This window comes from Nitrospiria bacterium, from assembly GCA_035517655.1.
Lineage (GTDB): Bacteria > Nitrospirota > Nitrospiria > JACQBZ01 > JACQBZ01 > JACQBZ01.
The window spans coordinates 1-15,932 of record DATIYJ010000016.1 but is presented as its reverse complement, the minus strand read 5'-3'; the positions used below and the strand labels follow the sequence as shown (position 1 = coordinate 15,932).

The 15,932-nt window shown below is 59.7% G+C and carries 18 protein-coding genes; 14 read left to right on the top strand and 4 right to left on the bottom strand.

Translation table 11 applies throughout. From position 1 onward, the window contains the following. The 6 genes from leuB to VLY20_03415 form a co-directional block, all read left to right on the top strand. Nucleotides 1-687, top strand: a 687-nt coding sequence (leuB, locus tag VLY20_03440) for a 3-isopropylmalate dehydrogenase (protein HUK55693.1), incomplete at its 5' end; no start/stop codon positions are given. 214 nt (nt 688-901) lie between these two features. Beyond that, nucleotides 902-1,924, top strand: coding sequence for an aspartate-semialdehyde dehydrogenase (locus VLY20_03435; protein ID HUK55692.1), 1,023 nt, complete (start codon nt 902-904; stop codon nt 1,922-1,924). 154 nt (nt 1,925-2,078) lie between these two features. Continuing rightward, a complete protein-coding gene (locus VLY20_03430) occupies nt 2,079-2,330 on the top strand; it encodes a DUF2905 domain-containing protein (GenBank protein HUK55691.1) in 252 nt (83 codons plus the stop codon). A 4-nt stretch (nt 2,331-2,334) separates the two neighbouring features. Next, a complete protein-coding gene (locus VLY20_03425; protein ID HUK55690.1) occupies nt 2,335-3,519 on the top strand; it encodes a SpoIID/LytB domain-containing protein in 1,185 nt (394 codons plus the stop codon). Beyond that, entirely contained in the window at nt 3,516-4,568 is a 1,053-nt protein-coding gene (gene queA / locus VLY20_03420) for a tRNA preQ1(34) S-adenosylmethionine ribosyltransferase-isomerase QueA (GenBank protein HUK55689.1), read from the top strand. The genes VLY20_03425 and queA overlap by 4 nt, the downstream gene beginning before the upstream one ends. Nucleotides 4,569-4,574: 6 nt before the next feature. Then, a complete protein-coding gene (locus VLY20_03415) occupies nt 4,575-5,198 on the top strand; it encodes an SPOR domain-containing protein (protein HUK55688.1) in 624 nt (207 codons plus the stop codon). A gap of 7 nt (nt 5,199-5,205) precedes the next feature. Here the strand turns inward: VLY20_03415 and VLY20_03410 are convergent, their stop codons facing one another. Continuing rightward, the gene (locus tag VLY20_03410) at nt 5,206-5,487 is read right to left on the bottom strand and encodes a hypothetical protein (GenBank protein ID HUK55687.1); all 282 of its coding nucleotides are present in this window, start codon (nt 5,485-5,487) and stop codon (nt 5,206-5,208) included. A 79-nt stretch (nt 5,488-5,566) separates the two neighbouring features. Then, complete coding sequence (locus tag VLY20_03405) at nt 5,567-6,268, bottom strand: SurA N-terminal domain-containing protein (GenBank protein ID HUK55686.1); 702 nt, start codon at nt 6,266-6,268, stop codon at nt 5,567-5,569. Nucleotides 6,269-6,412: 144 nt separating this feature from the next. Between VLY20_03405 and VLY20_03400 the strand changes: the two genes are divergently transcribed. From VLY20_03400 to VLY20_03365, 8 genes are all read left to right on the top strand, one after another. Beyond that, nucleotides 6,413-6,934: an RDD family protein gene (locus tag VLY20_03400; protein ID HUK55685.1), complete on the top strand. Its 522-nt coding sequence runs from the start codon at nt 6,413-6,415 to the stop codon at nt 6,932-6,934. 19 nt (nt 6,935-6,953) lie between these two features. Then, nucleotides 6,954-7,988, top strand: a complete 1,035-nt coding sequence (locus VLY20_03395; GenBank protein HUK55684.1) for a rod shape-determining protein — start codon at nt 6,954-6,956, stop codon at nt 7,986-7,988. Between the two features lie 62 nt (nt 7,989-8,050). Further along, on the top strand, nt 8,051-8,929 hold the full coding sequence (gene mreC / locus VLY20_03390; GenBank protein ID HUK55683.1) for a rod shape-determining protein MreC: 879 nt from the start codon (nt 8,051-8,053) through the stop codon (nt 8,927-8,929). Continuing rightward, nucleotides 8,926-9,447, top strand: a complete 522-nt coding sequence (gene mreD / locus VLY20_03385) for a rod shape-determining protein MreD (protein ID HUK55682.1) — start codon at nt 8,926-8,928, stop codon at nt 9,445-9,447. The genes mreC and mreD overlap by 4 nt, the downstream gene beginning before the upstream one ends. 9 nt (nt 9,448-9,456) lie before the next feature. Then, complete coding sequence (mrdA, locus tag VLY20_03380; protein HUK55681.1) at nt 9,457-11,295, top strand: penicillin-binding protein 2; 1,839 nt, start codon at nt 9,457-9,459, stop codon at nt 11,293-11,295. Continuing rightward, nucleotides 11,264-12,382 carry a rod shape-determining protein RodA gene (rodA, locus tag VLY20_03375; GenBank protein HUK55680.1) on the top strand — a complete coding sequence of 373 codons (1,119 nt, stop codon included), beginning with the start codon at nt 11,264-11,266 and terminating at the stop codon, nt 12,380-12,382. The genes mrdA and rodA overlap by 32 nt, the downstream gene beginning before the upstream one ends. A gap of 124 nt (nt 12,383-12,506) precedes the next feature. After that, on the top strand, nt 12,507-14,183 hold the full coding sequence (locus VLY20_03370) for an Rne/Rng family ribonuclease (protein HUK55679.1): 1,677 nt from the start codon (nt 12,507-12,509) through the stop codon (nt 14,181-14,183). 13 nt (nt 14,184-14,196) lie between these two features. After that, nucleotides 14,197-14,667, top strand: a complete 471-nt coding sequence (locus VLY20_03365; GenBank protein HUK55678.1) for a CopD family protein — start codon at nt 14,197-14,199, stop codon at nt 14,665-14,667. 82 nt (nt 14,668-14,749) lie between these two features. On the opposite strand, the gene VLY20_03360 is transcribed toward VLY20_03365, so the two are convergent. Both VLY20_03360 and VLY20_03355 read right to left on the bottom strand, forming a co-directional pair. Further along, nucleotides 14,750-15,535 carry a phage Gp37/Gp68 family protein gene (locus VLY20_03360; protein ID HUK55677.1) on the bottom strand — a complete coding sequence of 262 codons (786 nt, stop codon included), beginning with the start codon at nt 15,533-15,535 and terminating at the stop codon, nt 14,750-14,752. Nucleotides 15,536-15,575: 40 nt separating this feature from the next. After that, the coding region (locus VLY20_03355; protein HUK55676.1) for a hypothetical protein at nt 15,576-15,932 on the bottom strand (357 nt) is incomplete at its 5' end.

The following is a 15,932-nucleotide window of genomic DNA, read 5'->3' as shown; positions in this document are numbered from 1 at the left end:
CTGGTCGTCCGGGAGCTGACCGGGGGAATTTATTTCGGAGAGCCGCGGGGCGTCAAGCCTTACCGCAATGAAGAGCGGGGCATCAACACCGAGGTTTACACGACGAAAGAGATCGCGCGCATCGCCAAGACGGCCTTCGAGGCCGCGCGCAAGCGCCGCCGGAAGGTCGTCTCGGTGGACAAGGCCAACGTGCTGGAATCCTCGGCGCTCTGGCGCCGGGTGGTGATCGACGTTCATAAAAATTATCCGGACGTCGAACTGTCGCATCTTTACGTCGACAACTGCGCGATGCAGTTGGTCCGCAATCCGAGGCAATTCGATGTCATCGTCACGACCAACCTGTTCGGCGACATCTTAAGCGACGAGGCCGCGATGCTGACCGGCTCGATCGGGATGCTGCCCTCGGCCAGCCTCGGCGGCCGCACGGCGATGTACGAGCCGATTCACGGCAGCGCGCCGGACATCGCCGGGCAGGACAAGGCGAACCCGCTCGCCACCATCCTGTCGGCCGCGATGATGCTCGCCTATTCCTTCGGGCAGGAAAAGGCGGCGGACGAGATCGAAGGGGCCGTGCTCGGCGTTCTGGACCGGGGCTACCGCACCGCGGACATCGCCGCGCCCGGGACCCAGCTCGTCGGCACGAAAGAGATGGGCGAATGGGTCGTCAAGCAACTCATGAAGGCGTGACATTAGGTAACACTCTGTTCAGGTAGGCCCGCTCCGGCGGCTGCGGTTTGACCCGGACTAAGGCTCGGTCGCTAAATTTTGCGAAGGTAATGCACACAAAATTTGCCTTTTAACAAAGGCCGCGACCTTCGCCAAGCCGGGAGCCCAAACCTCAGCCGAGGTCGCTGCTCGGGCCAACACTGAACGGCGTCATGAAGGCGTAGGATCAAAACCCATGTTAAGGAAAAAAGACAGTTATGTCGTCGCCGTCGTCGGGGCGACGGGGGCCGTCGGCCGGGAAATGGTCGAGGTTCTCGAAGAACGGAAATTCCCGGTGAAGGAATGCCTCCTGTTCGCCTCGGAACGTTCGGCGGGCGAGACCTTGACCTTCCGGGACCGGAGCCTGACGGTCAATCTGCTGACGAAGGACTCCTTCGCCGGCGTGGACATCGCCTTGTTCTCGGCCGGGGAGGAAGTCAGCCGGGAGTATGCCCCGGTCGCGGTTTCGGCCGGCGCGGTGGTCATCGACAATTCCGCCGAGTGGCGGATGAACCCGGACGTGCCTCTGGTCGTCCCGGAGGTGAACCCCGAGGCGGCGTTTCGACATCACGGCATCATCGCCAACCCCAACTGCTCGACGATCCAGATGGTCGTGGCCTTGAAACCCCTGCACAACGCCGCGCGGATCAAGCGGATCGTGGTGTCGAGTTACCAATCGGTTTCCGGAACCGGGAAGGAGGCCATGGATGAATTGATGGACCAGACGCGGGCGCTTCTGTCCTTCCGGGAGGCCGTCTGCCGCGTCTATCCCTTCCAGATCGCTTTCAACCTGCTCCCGCAAATCGGGTCCTTCGATGAAAAAGGGTATTCGTCGGAGGAGATGAAACTGGCGAACGAAACCCGGAAGATCATGGAAGACGACCGGATCCGGATCTCGGCCACGACGGTGCGCGTGCCGGTGTTCCGCTCGCATTCCGAAGCGGTGAATATCGAGACCGAACGGAAACTTTCGGCCAACGAAGCGCGGGCGCTGCTCGCGGCCGCGCCGGGCGTGCTGGTGTTCGACGACCCGCAACGCAAGGTCTACCCGACGCCGTTGGAGGTCGCCGGCACCGATGAGGTTTACGTCGGGCGGATCCGCGAGGACGCCTCGGTCGAAGCGGGGCTGAACCTCTGGATCGTCGCGGACAATCTTCGCAAGGGAGCGGCCCTGAACGCCGTCCAGATCGCGGAGAAGCTGATCCAAGCGGCTTCGTGATCACAGCGCAACGAATCCACATAAGCGGGTGGCCGGAGGCGGGGCGCCCCATCCGCCCGGAACGGAAGATCCCCGCCGGGCCGGGATGGCAGGCCCTCCCGGAAAGATAAATGGAGTGAGGACGGATGGGGCTTGCGCAGGACAGGACCCGCTTATGGACTTGGGAACCGTGATGCCGGACCTCGCCGCGCTCGGCCGCTTTTTAATTCTTATCGGCGCGGTCATCCTCCTCGTCGGCGGCGTTCTGTTCTGGGCCGGAAAATCTCCGGGCCCGGGCTGGCTGGGCCGTCTGCCGGGCGACATCTACATCGAGCGGAAGCACTTCACCTTTTACTTTCCCCTGGCCACCGGCCTGCTGCTCAGTCTGGTCCTTTCCCTGATTCTGTGGCTGTTCAACCGTCGGTGACCTTGTGTCGGCCCTGATTCGGCCGCTCCATGCGGCGCTAAAGAACCCCAAAACGGCCGCGGCGCTCATGCTCCTGACCGCGGGACTCCTCCATCAAGGTCCGGCCCTTGCGGGCGAGGCGATCCGGGTCGCCCTTGTGCCTGACCTGCCGTCCGTCACGGTTTCCGGGAATCCGGATCTGACCCTCACGGACACGGACGGCCATGTGGTCGCGGGAGGGTTCAAAGGCTCGGTCGTGATCGCCGCCGGATCCCAGGGGCTGATCATTCAGAACCAGTCCACCGACCGGCGCACGCTGGTCGCTTCCTCCCGGAGCGGGGCGGTTCATGTCGACGATCAAGTCTATGGCGGCATCCTCCATATCGCCCTCTACCACGACAAGCTCCGTCTCATCAATGAACTGGACGTTGAAGACTATCTCAAGGGCGTGGTGCCGCTCGAGATCTCCCCCAACTGGCATCCCGAAGCGCTGAAGGTCCAGGCGGTCATCGCGCGGACCTATGCGCTCTACCAGCGGCAGGCGAACCTGGGAAAGGAATACGACGTGCAGGCGTCGACGGCCGATCAGGTTTACGGCGGCCGCATGAAGGAAAACCCTCTGGCCGATCAAGCCGTGGCCGAAACCCGGGGGCTGGTCTTGACCTTTGACGGACAATTGATCCTGTCCGCCTATCATTCCACTTCGGCCGGTCCGACGGAAAACGCCGTCGACGTTTGGGGAATCGACCTCCCGTATCTCAAGGGGGTCAGTTGCCCCTTCGACCAGAATTCGCCTTACTATCAATGGAGCAAGTCCATTCCGATGGACACGGTGCAAAAGGCTCTCCGGACGGCCGGATATTCCATAGGAACGATCGCGTCGCTCACCCCCTTCCGTTGGACCGAGGCCGGCCGGATCAGCGAGATCCGTCTGATCCATTCCGGGGGAGAGCTGATCCTCAAAGCCGAGGATTTTCGACGGATCCTGGGATACACCGAGCTGCCGAGCACCCGTTTTCGGATCGAGAAGATCGGGCGCGAGATCCAGCTCCAGGGCCACGGGTACGGCCACGGGGTGGGGCTCTGTCAGTGGGGGGCGAAAGAAATGGCCGAGATGGGATACCGGTATGATCGGATCCTGAAATATTATTATCCGGGCGTCCGCGTGGAGCCCTATGCCTCCATCAACGCGGCCGAGCCATCTCCATGATTACGCAAACCCTGCCGGCCGAATACCGCCTCTCCAGTTACGATTATCCGCTGGAGGAGCCCCTCATCGCCCAGGCCCCGTTGGTCGATCGGGATCGTGCGCGTCTGATGGTGCTGCACCGGGAGACCGGACGGATCGAGCACCGTCGCTTCTCGGACCTGACCGATTACCTCCGGCCGCCGGACGTGCTCGTCGTCAACGACACGCGGGTGATCCCGGCCCGCCTGCAGGGCCGCAAAATACCCGGCGGCGGGAAGGTCGAGTTGCTGATGCTTGGGGAAGCGGCCGGGCTGAAACAGTGGGAGGCCCTCGTCCGCGGATCGGTCGCGGTGGGCCAGGCGATCGCGTTTGACGGGGCGGAGACGGCCGTGGTCCGTCAAAACCTCGGGAAGGGCCGAAAGGTTCTGGAATGGATCGGCGAAGAGGCCGTCGAAGCGACGCTCAACCGCCTGGGCGCGCCGCCGCTCCCTCCTTACATCCGGCGGAGTCCCGGGCCGGAGGACCGGCGGCGCTACCAGACGGTCTACGCCATGGCCCCGGGATCCGTGGCCGCGCCGACGGCCGGCCTCCATTTCACGGAGAACCTTCTGGACCGGATCCGCGCGCGCGGGGTGACGGTGGTCTCGGTCACGCTGCATGTCGGCCCGGGAACGTTCCGGCCGGTTCGTTGCGAGGACATCCGGGAGCATCGAATGGATTCGGAGCGGTTTGAAATCGGCCCCGCCGCGGTCGAGGCCCTGGAAGAAGCCCGCCGAAAGAACGGCCGGATCATGGCCGTCGGCACGACGGCCACGCGCGTTCTCGAATCGGCGATCGGGAAAAACGGCCGCTTTCAGGCCCGGTCGGGACGGACCGACCTGTTTATCACGCCCGGGTTTTCATTTCAAGCCGTCGACGCTCTGGTGACGAATTTTCATCTTCCCAAGTCCACGCTGCTGATGCTGGTCTCGGCCTTTGCGGGACTCGCGCAGGCGAAACAAGCCTACGCCGAGGCCTTGAGGGTCCGGTACCGTTTTTTAAGTTACGGCGACGCGATGCTGATCGTGTAGGAAGACATGAAACGAACCCCCAGAAGATTGCGGCGGGGACGCCCACCTTCGAAAGGCCGGCTGGTCCTCTTCCTGGCGGGCGGGCTGGTTACGGCCCTTCTGCTGGTGGTGGTTCTCATCTCGCTGGAACAACGATCGCCGGTTCAAAGCGCGCTTCGCGAACCTTCGCTTAGGGCGGCTCCAAGAACTCCGAGCGCCGCGCCCGTCCCGCCGGCTCCATCGACCGGACGACCGTCGGGGGAACCCGCGCCCGAGACCTTCACGTTTTACGACACCCTGGAGCAGCGCGGCGCACCGCGCGTGGGGCTGATCGATAAGACAACCACCCACGCCGGAAGCCCGTCCCCCGCGGTTGGGTCCCCGAATACCGGGTCGGTGTCTCCACAGAACCCCACGGGCGGCTACACCGTTCAAGTCGCCGCCATCCGGGACCGGGCCACCGCCCAGGCGTTGGCGGACCGCCTCCGGCGAAAGGGCTACCCCGCTTTCGTCCTTTCGTACGTTATACCGAAACGGGGAACGTGGTACCGCGTTCGGGTCGGACATTTTAAACAACGGGAGGCGGCCCGGGAAATGACGCGGCGCTTGTCGAGGCAGGAACGGTTGACGGTTTACGTCGCCAAAGAGTAGGACGGGACTATAAACGGATTTTTCGTTCCTTCGCGGTGTGCTCGAGGATCGTTATGGCGCTGTAAAGACGCTGAAGGCGGGTATTCCGGTGCCGGATGGCCAAGGCGTCATGGAGCGGGAATTCCTCGCCTCGAACCTCCTTCTGCAGCTTCCGGAGCTGTTGATGGAGGGCCTTGACGCCCTCGGGATCAAACTTCTTGAGCACCAAGGGGTTGATGGTGAAAAACCCTTCCGCCACATCCCGCGCTACCGCGGCGATGCCCTTGCCCCGAAGTTGCATCTCGGCCACGGTTCATCCTCCCCTGGGCATTCGATCAACCGAGGCCGCTTGCAACGACCCGCCGCGCCTCTCCGGACCGGGACCGGCGCTAAAGAACCTGGTTCTTAACCTCGATCCGTGTCGCGGCCCGGACTCGATTCAAGGCGGACATCACAACCCGCTGTTGTTTCCGGACCAGGGCCTGCTCGACGGCTTTGGTCTCTTCCTCAAGCCGTTTATCGGGGGTCAATTTCGGATCCGTGACCGAGGCCTTCGCCTCCACCGTCTCCTGATTCGTCAAGAGGATCCCGTCCTGAAGGGCCAGTTTGGCTTTAGTGATCAGCAAATCTTCCCGAACGGACTGCTCGAACTCGTCCGCCGCGGTGTGACTGCGCGATAGAAAGAACTGGTAGCGGTCGGGATCGAAGCGGCCCTGCTCGTCATGGAACGAGGCGTCCTGGGTAATGCTCTCTCGTAATTCGTCCACCCCGACCGACAGCCCCATTTCCCGGGCCAGCTTCAACCACAGCTGCCGTTCGACCAAGCTGTTGATCACCAGCTGTTTGACCAGATCTTCTTTGAAATTTTCCTTGAGCAGGTCCCGATAGTAACGGTAGGCGTTTTCCTTGTAGCGATTGTATTCCGTCAGCGAAATCCGGACTTGATCGATCTGGGCCACGTAGGGCGTACGGGTGGCGCCCGAAAAGCCCCACCACCCCATGCTGATGATAAAGGTGGCCGCGATCAGAAACATAATGGTGCGGTAGATCCAAGGGTTCTCAACCGCGCCTTTGCGTAAAATCTTCAGCATCCGCTTTCTCTACTCCCGCGGTTTGATCATAGCCTCTTTTTTCAAGAAAAGCAACGGGTCGCCTTGAAAAAAAACTCCAATCTGATATAATGAATTGTTCTTGGGAATCATACGGTCGTGGAGGATTCCGGGAGATGGGTCGTCGTGACCGAGGCTGATGAGCAAGGTCCGGATTCGGAGGGAGGATTTCCGAAAGCGGACGTGATTCACCGTTTTATCGCGAAGTTCATCGATTTCTTGATTGTCGCGGCCATGGCCCGGCTGATCCCGCCGGTCGGTTTCTTCGCCGGAATGACCTATCTCCTGATCGCGGATGGCTTATTTCACGGACAGAGCGTCGGAAAACGGCTGATCGGTCTACAGGTCCTTCAGTTCGATAGCGGGGCGGCGGTTTCTTTCCGGGAGTCCATTCTGCGCAATACTCCCTTTACGACGGCTTACCTCTGTCTGATCATACCGTACATCGGCTGGCTGCTGGCCTGCGGAATTGTCGTGATCGAGGCGCTTCTGGTGATCGGCAATCTGCATGGACAGCGCGCGGGAGACGAGATCGCCAAAACCCAGGTCATCGATCAGCGTCCGCCGCGCGTGGGGGATGCCCCCGGGGCGGCCCGCGGTCCCGGCGCCGAGGAGATCTTCAACCGTGGAAGCAAGGAGGAATCTTAATTTTTGAGAGGAGGCCTGTGTGGGCGCTGTAGACAATATTCTGGGGTGGTTTTCGAACGACCTGGCGATTGATCTGGGTACGGCCAATACCCTCGTTTATCTCAAAGGGAAAGGGATCGTCATCAACGAGCCCTCCGTGGTCGCGATCGACCGGAAGACCAGCAAGGTCCTGGCCGTCGGGGCCGAGGCGAAGAAGATGCTCGGTCGGACGCCCGGAAACATCGTCGCGATCCGGCCCATGAAAGACGGCGTGATCGCCGATTTCGAAATCGCGGAAAAAATGCTCAGCCATTTTATCACCAAAACGCACAACCGCAGCACGTTCGTCCGCCCCCGAATCGTGATCGGCGTTCCCTCGCGGATCACGCAGGTGGAGAAACGCGCCGTCCGGGACTCGGCGCAGCTGGCCGGCGCCCGCGAGGTTTATCTCATCGAACAACCCGTCGCGGCCGCCATCGGAGCCGGGCTGCCGATCGCCGAACCTTCCGGAAACATGGTGGTGGACATCGGCGGCGGGACGACCGACGTGGCCGTCATTTCCCTGGCCGGGATCGTGTACAGCGAGTCGGTCAAGGTGGCCGGGGACAAGATGGACGAGGCGATCATGAATTACATCAAACGGAAATACAATCTGCTCATCGGCGAGCCGATGGCGGAACAGATCAAGTTTGAAATCGGATCGGCCTTCCCGCTGGAGGAACGAAAGACCATCACGATCAAGGGACGGGATCTCATCTCCGGCATTCCCAAAACGCTGGTCATGGACGACAGCGAAATCCGCGAGGCGTTGTCCGAACCGATCAGCGCCATCGTGAACGCCATCAAAGTGGCCCTGGAAAACACGCCGCCCGAACTGGCGGGGGACATCATCGACCGGGGGATCGTGTTGACCGGCGGAGGATCGCTGCTCCGCGGCATGGACATCCGGCTCCGGGAAGAGACCAACCTTCCGGTCATCACGGTCGAGAATCCGCTCACGACGGTCGTGTTGGGAACGGGCAAGGTGCTGGATGAACTCGATCTGCTTAAAAAAGTGACCATCATGTCGCAATAAATCCAGGAACGTCCCGCCGGATCAAGACGACGACTCTTCCAAAGGATGCGGTTCATGAGAACATGCTTCGGCAGATTATAAATTACAAACGGTTCATCATCCTCCTTCTGACGGTTCTTTTCGTCGCGGTGCTCCTTTTTCCGGAGTTGCAGAAACGCCCCGTTTACTTCCTGGGCCGTCCCGTGGTCTTCCTCGTTTCGGGGTTGCAAAAAGGCCTGGCCCGGACGAGCGACGGCTTCGCGAATGTCTGGAGGGGATATATCAACTTGATCTCCGTTCAACGGGAAAACGGGGTTCTAAAACAAGACCTGGCCAGGCTGCAAAGCGAAAACCTCCGGCTCCAAGAGGCCGCTCAGGCCGATGAACGGCTCCGGCTGCTCCTCGACTTTAAAAAGGCGAATGCCTATTCGATGGTGCCGGCTTCGGTCATCGGGCGCGATCCGTCGAACTGGTATCGAACCCTGACGATCGATAAAGGAACCCGGGACGGCGTTGCGATCGATATGGGCGTCATCAACCCCGCCGGGGTGGTGGGCCGGGTCATTAAAACCGACCCGACCCTCTCGCAGGTCCTGCTCGTGACCGATCGCAACAGCGCCGTGGCCGCGCTGATCCAGCGCACCCGGGATGAGGGGTTGGTCCAGGGAACGGAACGAGGACTCGCCCGGATCAAATATCTTTCCCTGCTGGCGGACCTGAAGGAAGGCGATCTCGTTTTGACTTCCGGCCTTACGGGCAACTTTCCCAAAGGGCTCCCGATCGGCACCCTGGGGCGCGTGACCAAAAAGGACCTGGACCTTTTTCAGCAGGCCGAGGTGGTTCCCAGCGTGGACTTTTCAAAATTGGAAGAGGTCCTGGTCATCACCTCCATCATGGAGGACCGGAGCCCGCCGGCCGGCCGGTCGAGTTCGCCGGCGGCGGGTCCGCAAAATAAAAAATGAACCGTTGGATTTACGCCGTCCTTGTCTTGTTGTTGCTTCCGATTCAAACGACCTGGCTTCAGGCCGTCGGCCTGCACGCCGTCAAACCGGACCTGGCCTTGCTTCTGATCTATTTCACGGGTTTTTACGCCGGGGAGATGAAGGGGTTCATGATCGGATGGTTGATGGGGGCGCTGATGGATCTTTTTTCGGGGGGGCCTTTCGGTCTCCAAATCGCCACCAAGGCGACGGTCGGTTTGTTGTCCGGCCTGCTGGGCCGATTTTTTCTGAATGCGACGGGCGCACTGACCATGGGATTGGTCCTTTTGTTGTCTTTGCTGTCCGGCCTATTCGGCTATTTTTTCCATGAACTCGTGTTGGGGGAGATCCCCTTCGCGGAGGCCTTTCGTTGGACCCTCCTCCCCGAGGCGCTGTACAACAGCCTGGTCGGGGGTTTGGTGTTCTGGGTCGTCGTCCGGCGGCTGAACATCCGCCGGCCCTGGTTGGAAGGAAGCCCGTTTCCTTCCAAGGCGGAGTGAGTCTTCGGCATGGATCTCGATACGTCTTCCGATAATCCCAAGGAACTTCAGAACCGACTCGGTTATCTGATGATCGGGATCGTCGCGATCTTTATGGCCCTGCTCATGCGGGCCTGGTACCTCCAGGTCACCAAGGCCAGTTTCTACAAGGAACAGTCCGAGAACAACCGCGTCCGGGTGGTGTACATCCAGCCTCCCCGCGGTTTGATTTTCGACCGTCACGGCCATCTGCTGGCCAACAACGTGCCGAGTTTCAACCTCTACCTGGTGTTGGAGGATATTTCGAATAAAAAAGGCGTGCTGGATCAGTTGGCCCGTTTCCTTCAGATGGACCGCGGCGAGCTGGACCGCAAGATCAGCTCGCACAAGAACAACGTCCCCTACATGCCGATGAAAATCAAGGAGGGCCTGTCGTTAAAAGAAGTGGCGCTGATCGAATCGCACCGGCTGGACCTGGCCGGAACGATCATCGCGCCCGAACCCCAACGGAACTATTTGTACGGACCCTTGGCGGCCCATGTGCTGGGCTACGTGGGGGAGATCTCGCCGGCGCAGCTCCAGGACCCCGAAAACGAGGATGTGCTTCCCGGCACCTCCGTGGGCCAAAGCGGGATTGAAAAGACCTACGACACCCACATTCGAGGAGTGGTCGGACAAAGAATCATTGAAGTGGACGCCGTCGGTCACGAAATGAAGGTCCTTCGCGTTCAGGACCCTGCGTCCGGCAACGACCTGTACTTGACCATTGATCTGAATCTTCAAAAAGTGGCCGAGGACGCTCTGGGAAAAGAGGCCGGAACCATCGTCGCGATCAACCCCCGCAACGGCGAGGTATTGGCCATGGTCAGCCATCCCGCGTTCGATCCCAACCAGCTGTCGCAAAGCCTGTCGACCGCCGACTGGGAGGCGCTCTCTTCCGATCCGGGCCACCCTCTGACCAACCGGGCCATCCAGGGCCAGTATCCCCCGGGCTCCACCTTCAAGCTGGTCGTCTCGTCCGCGGCCTTGGAAACGAAAGAGGTCTCGCCGGAAGAGCAGATCCTTTGCACGGGCGGAATGCTGTTCGGCCGACGGGTCTACAAAGACTGGAAACGAGGCGGCCACGGCGAGATGGATCTGCATTCCGCCATCGTCCAGTCCTGCGATGTTTATTTTTACGAGATGGGGCGACGGGTTGGGATCGACCGCCTGGCCGACTACGCCTTCCGCTATGGACTGGGACAGCCCACCGGCATCGAGTTGACCTCGGAAAAATCGGGCGTCATCCCCACGTCTCAATGGAAACTCCGTACCAAGGGGGAACCCTGGTTTCCGGGAGAGACCCTTTCGGCCGCCATCGGGCAGGGCTTCGTCACGGTGACGCCGCTTCAACTGGCGGACCTCATCGCGACCGTGGCCATGTCGGGCGTCCGATACCAGCCCCATTTGATCAAAGCCATCCGGGACCGGGCCACCGGGCGGCTGTTCGAATTTCCACCGGTGCAACTCGGGAAGGTGGAGTTGGCTCAAGGAACTTTCGACGCGATCCGCCAGGCGTTAAGCGGCGTGGTCTCGGAACCGCACGGCACCGGGGCCTCCGCCCGATCGACGATCACATCGATCGGCGGGAAAACCGGAACCGCCCAGGTCGTGGAAGAAAAACTGGGGGTTCAAACGTCCTCCCTCCCCAAGGAACTTCAAGACCACGCCTGGTTCATCGCCTTTGCGCCGGTGGAGGATCCCCAGATCGCGGTGGCGGTCTTAATCGAACACGGCGGCCACGGCGGGGAAACGGCCGCGCCGCCCGCCAAGCGGGTGATTGAGGAGTACCTGAAAAATGATCGACCGGAGATTCATCAACAGCTTTGACGCGTGGTTCGTCGTCGTCGTACTCCTGATCCTGGGCCTGGGGGTCCTTTCGATCTACACCGTCACCTACACCGTCGCGCCCAAAAGCCACGGATCCATATATACCAAACAGGTGATCTGGATCCTGATCGGCCTGGCGGTCTTTTTCATCGCGGCCTCGATCGACTACCACGAGATCGCGCGATTTGGCACCTTCTTCTACGCGGCCGGGGTCGTATTGTTGATCCTGGTGCTTCTGATCGGACGAACCGGCATGGGAGCCCGCCGTTGGATCGCGTTGGGCGCTTTCGATCTGCAGCCTTCGGAATGGATTAAACTGATCGTCATCCTGGTTCTGGCGAGATACTTCGCCGCCCGATCCCATCCCCGGGGCCTGAGCCTCCGGGAGTTGCTGGTGCCGGTCTTATGGGTGGGCGGGCCGCTGCTCCTGGTGCTGAAACAGCCCGATCTGGGGACCGCCCTCGTCCTCCTCTTTATTCCGACGGTGATGGTCGCCCTGGTCGGGCTGCGTTCGAAAACGGCGGGCTTCTCGATCCTCCTTTCGCTCATGGCCTTTCCGTTTATCTGGGAGATTTTCTGGGTCGTCCTCAAGCCGTATCAGCGCAATCGGCTCATCGCCTTCATCAACCCGGCCGTGGATCCGACGGGTCGCGGCTATCATGCTCTTCAGTCAAAAATCGCCATCGGATCCGGGGGCTTCTTCGGCAAAGGGCTGTTCGGCGGGACGCAAAGCCAGCTGAAATTTTTGCCGGAGGGTCACACCGATTTTGTGTTTTCGGTCTTCGCCGAAGAGTGGGGTTTTGTGGGCGTGTTCGTGTTGTTGACGTTGTACTTCCTCTTGATCTGGTGGGGGATCGACGTCGCCTACAAGGCCAAAGACCACTTGGGTGTTTTTTTGGCGGTGGGCGTGGTCTCGATGCTGGTGTTTTACCTGGCCGTGAATGTCGGCATGACCCTGGGCGTGGCGCCGGTCGTGGGCGTCCCTCTTCCGCTGATGAGCTACGGGGGGAATTCCATCCTGACGACCATGGCCGGGCTGGGACTGTTATTGAATATCAAAATGCGCCGCTTTATGCTATTTTATTGAAACAGGTGAATCTCCCCGCTCGGAGGGCGCCGACCCAGCGAGCCAAGCGAGCGAGAGGGGGAAGCTCCGGTGGCCAAGCCGCCGGAGGGGGCGACGCGAGCCCCTCTAAATAAAGGAATAAACCATGGCAAACGAAATCGTCATCAACGCGGCCCGGGAAGAGACCCGCGTGGCCGTTCTGGAAAACCGCGTGGTCACGGAACTCTACATCGACCGTCGAAAAGACCAGGGGATCGTCGGAAACGTCTACAAGGGCCGCGTGGTCAAGGTCCTGCCCGGGATGCAGGCCGCTTTTGTGGACATCGGTCAGGAACGGGCGGCCTTTCTCTATGTCGACGACATCACGTTCAATGCGGACGACTATTCCCGCTTCCTCGAGGAGGCCGAAGAAGAAAAAACCGAGACAAAAATAGAGCCGCCGGCGGAACCCTCCGACGAGGTTCAAGCCGCCGATCCCGCCGCGATGGAGCCCCCGTCGCCCTCGGGCGGTCTCGGCGAGGGAGGCGAGGGACCGCCGGTCGACCTGGAAAGCCCCGAACGCGGATCCCAGGAAACCGAGTCCCGCGAACCCGCCCGCCCGAGGCCGCGCCGCTCCGGAAGCAAGTCCATCGAGGATTTGCTGCAGGAAGGGCAGGAGGTCATGGTCCAGGTGACGAAGGAGCCGATGGGGACCAAGGGGCCCCGCGTGACGATGTACGTTTCCCTGCCGGGGCGCTACCTCGTCTTCATGCCCAACGTGAACCACGTGGGCGTTTCGCGACGCATCGGCCGGGACGAGGAACGCGGGAGACTCAAGGACCTGATCTACCGGCTGCGGAAACCCGGAACCGGCTACATCGTCCGCACGGTCACCGAGGGAATGACGGAGGAGGAAGTCCGCGCCGACATGGCCTTTCTGGATCTGGTCTGGAAGAACCTCCTGAAGAAAAAGGAAGCGCTGTCCGCCCCGGCCATGCTCCACAACGACCTCGACCTGGTTTTTCGGACGATCCGGGACCTCTTCACCCACAAGGTGGACCGGCTGATCGTGGACGCCAAACCGGAATACGACCGGATCAAGGAATTCGTCAACACCTTCATGCCCGTGTTGAGTTCGCGCGTCGAACTGTACGATCATGAAGAACCCCTGTTCGACAACCTGGAGATCGAGCTTGAAATTTCCAAGGCGCTCGGTCGAAAAGTGTGGCTCAAATCCGGCGGGTACATCGTGATCGATCATACCGAGGCCCTCACGGTGATCGACGTCAACACCGGACGCTTCGTGGGCAAACGGCATTTGGAGGACACCATCTTAAAAACCAATCTGGAGGCGGTGAAGGAGATCGCCTACCAGTTGCGGCTCCGGAACATCGGCGGGATCATCGTCATCGATTTCATCGACATGGAGCGGGAACGGAACCGGGACAAGGTCTACAACACGCTTCAGGAAGCCCTGAGCAAAGACCGGGCGAAGAGCCGCATTCTCCGGATCTCCGAGCTCGGGCTGGTCGAGATGTCGCGCGAGCGCGTGCGGGAGGATTTGTTGCGCATCATGTGCGAGCCCTGCGGCTATTGCGAGGGACGCGGCTACACCAAGTCGCCCGTGACGGTCTGCCATGAACTGTTCCGCGAGATTCGGAAGATCGGCGTCTCGCCCAAGAGCAAAAAGATCATCATCGGGGTCCACCCGGACGTGGCCAACCTTCTCTACGACGAGGAACGGCAGAGCATCGAGGAGTTGGAGCTGGAGTTTCACAAAAAGGTGATCATCAAGGCCGACGCCAATTTGCACATCGAACAGTACGACATCACGACATTATAACGTTGTAGTTTCCATGGCCTCGACACTGCTCATTTGGGTTCATCTCATGGCCGCCATCACCTGGATCGGCGGCATGGTCTTTTACCGTCTGGTACTGAAGCCGACGCTCGCGCGCGCCGCCTCGCCGTCCAAAAGTCCGGACCTGCTCGTCGGGATTCTAAGCCGCATTGAAACGCGTTACAAAACGATCCGGTGGCTCAGCCTCGCGATGCTCCTCGGCACGGGGATCGTCCTCCTGCTCCATGAAGGCGGCTCCGCAAGACTCGAATCCACCTGGGGCGCGTGGCTCATGCTCAAATTGTTTTTCGTACTGCTCGTCATCGGCCTCACGGCCATTCTCGACGTCGGGATGGCGCCCGTTCCCTCCCAGCCCGCCGGACCTCAAATCGAAGCGCCCGTCCGCTCCGCGGCCTTCATCGCCGATACGATTCTCGCGCTAGGCCTCGTCATCGTCTTCATCGCGGCCTATCTGGTGCAATCGTAGGAATCAACCGGATTAATGGCTACCATTGGTTACTCCTTACCGCCGCGTTGGACAAATGCTTGATGAAAGTTTGCAGGCCAGGTTAGAGAAGGATGGGTTCTGGAATATCCTTAATACGTCTTTCGTTCAAAGAAAGTGTTTTGGGTTTTAAACGAATTTTCGGAGCAGGCAACTGATCCCACGTGCGGCCGTCTAAAATGCGACCGTACGTTTTTTTCCTAACTCCTCCCCATTGCTTAAAGAAGAACGGCACGTCACGGACAACGCAGCGATCACGAATCTGCCTTACCCAGTCAATTTTCATGTCCCGGCAACCCGGTCCTGATTCCCCGCCGACGATGACCCAGTCGATGCCCGTCAGAGGTAAATTGGGAACCGGTTCAAGAAGAGGCTCGACCGATAGAAACCGTACGGCTGCCGGAACTTTTCGTAAATCAGCAATTCGCGCCGTGTACTTTCTTGATTCGACGCTTACTCCCATCCAAACATTTTGAGGCCACGGGAGACGTGTGGCCAGCTCGGCAAGTCGCTGAGACCGCTTTGTGAGAATCTGAAAAGTGTGCCAATGGGCGGCGACCATCGTATCGAAGACCTGCATAATAAATGCGTCGGGAACATCTTCGTGAAAGAGATCGCTCATCGAGTTCACAAAAATGATTCGAGGTTGCCGCCACCGCAGTGGCAGATCAACAAGATCATGGTGCAGAGTCACATCGAATCCATTTCTATATCGGCCCTGGCCCATCGCAGCCAACCGGTTCGCCAGACGTTCGGCATAACAATTCTTACACCCCGGACTGATCTTTGAACAGCCCGTTACAGGATTCCAGGTCGCCTCGGTCCATTCAATGTGTGAAAGCTGTGCCATTCGTCAAATCTCCCGATAAGTTTATGCAGCCGAATAAATTTCATCTCATAAAAGTTATTATCGAGTCATCAGGGTAAGTCTTGCCTTTACGCTTTTTACCGTCAGTCTTAATGGGTTCAACCTGTATTTGTTTGTTAGTTTCAAGTTGTTTCAAAGCGGCTGTTTTATGTTTCCCGATAAATGCGGTTTGATCTTCCACAAATCGTGTGATATCGTCGCCGGTCGTCCTTTGACCCTCGAACCTTTGAACTAAGATTCTTTCTAGCGTTGGTGTAGGCTCATTTTCTAAAAGAACAAGCTGGTTAGGATCAGTTTTATCTGAAAAGTGGAATTCTCCTTCGGGACTAACTTTCCACATAGCGTCCTTCATCTTTAAATGACCCAATTCATTGTTTGA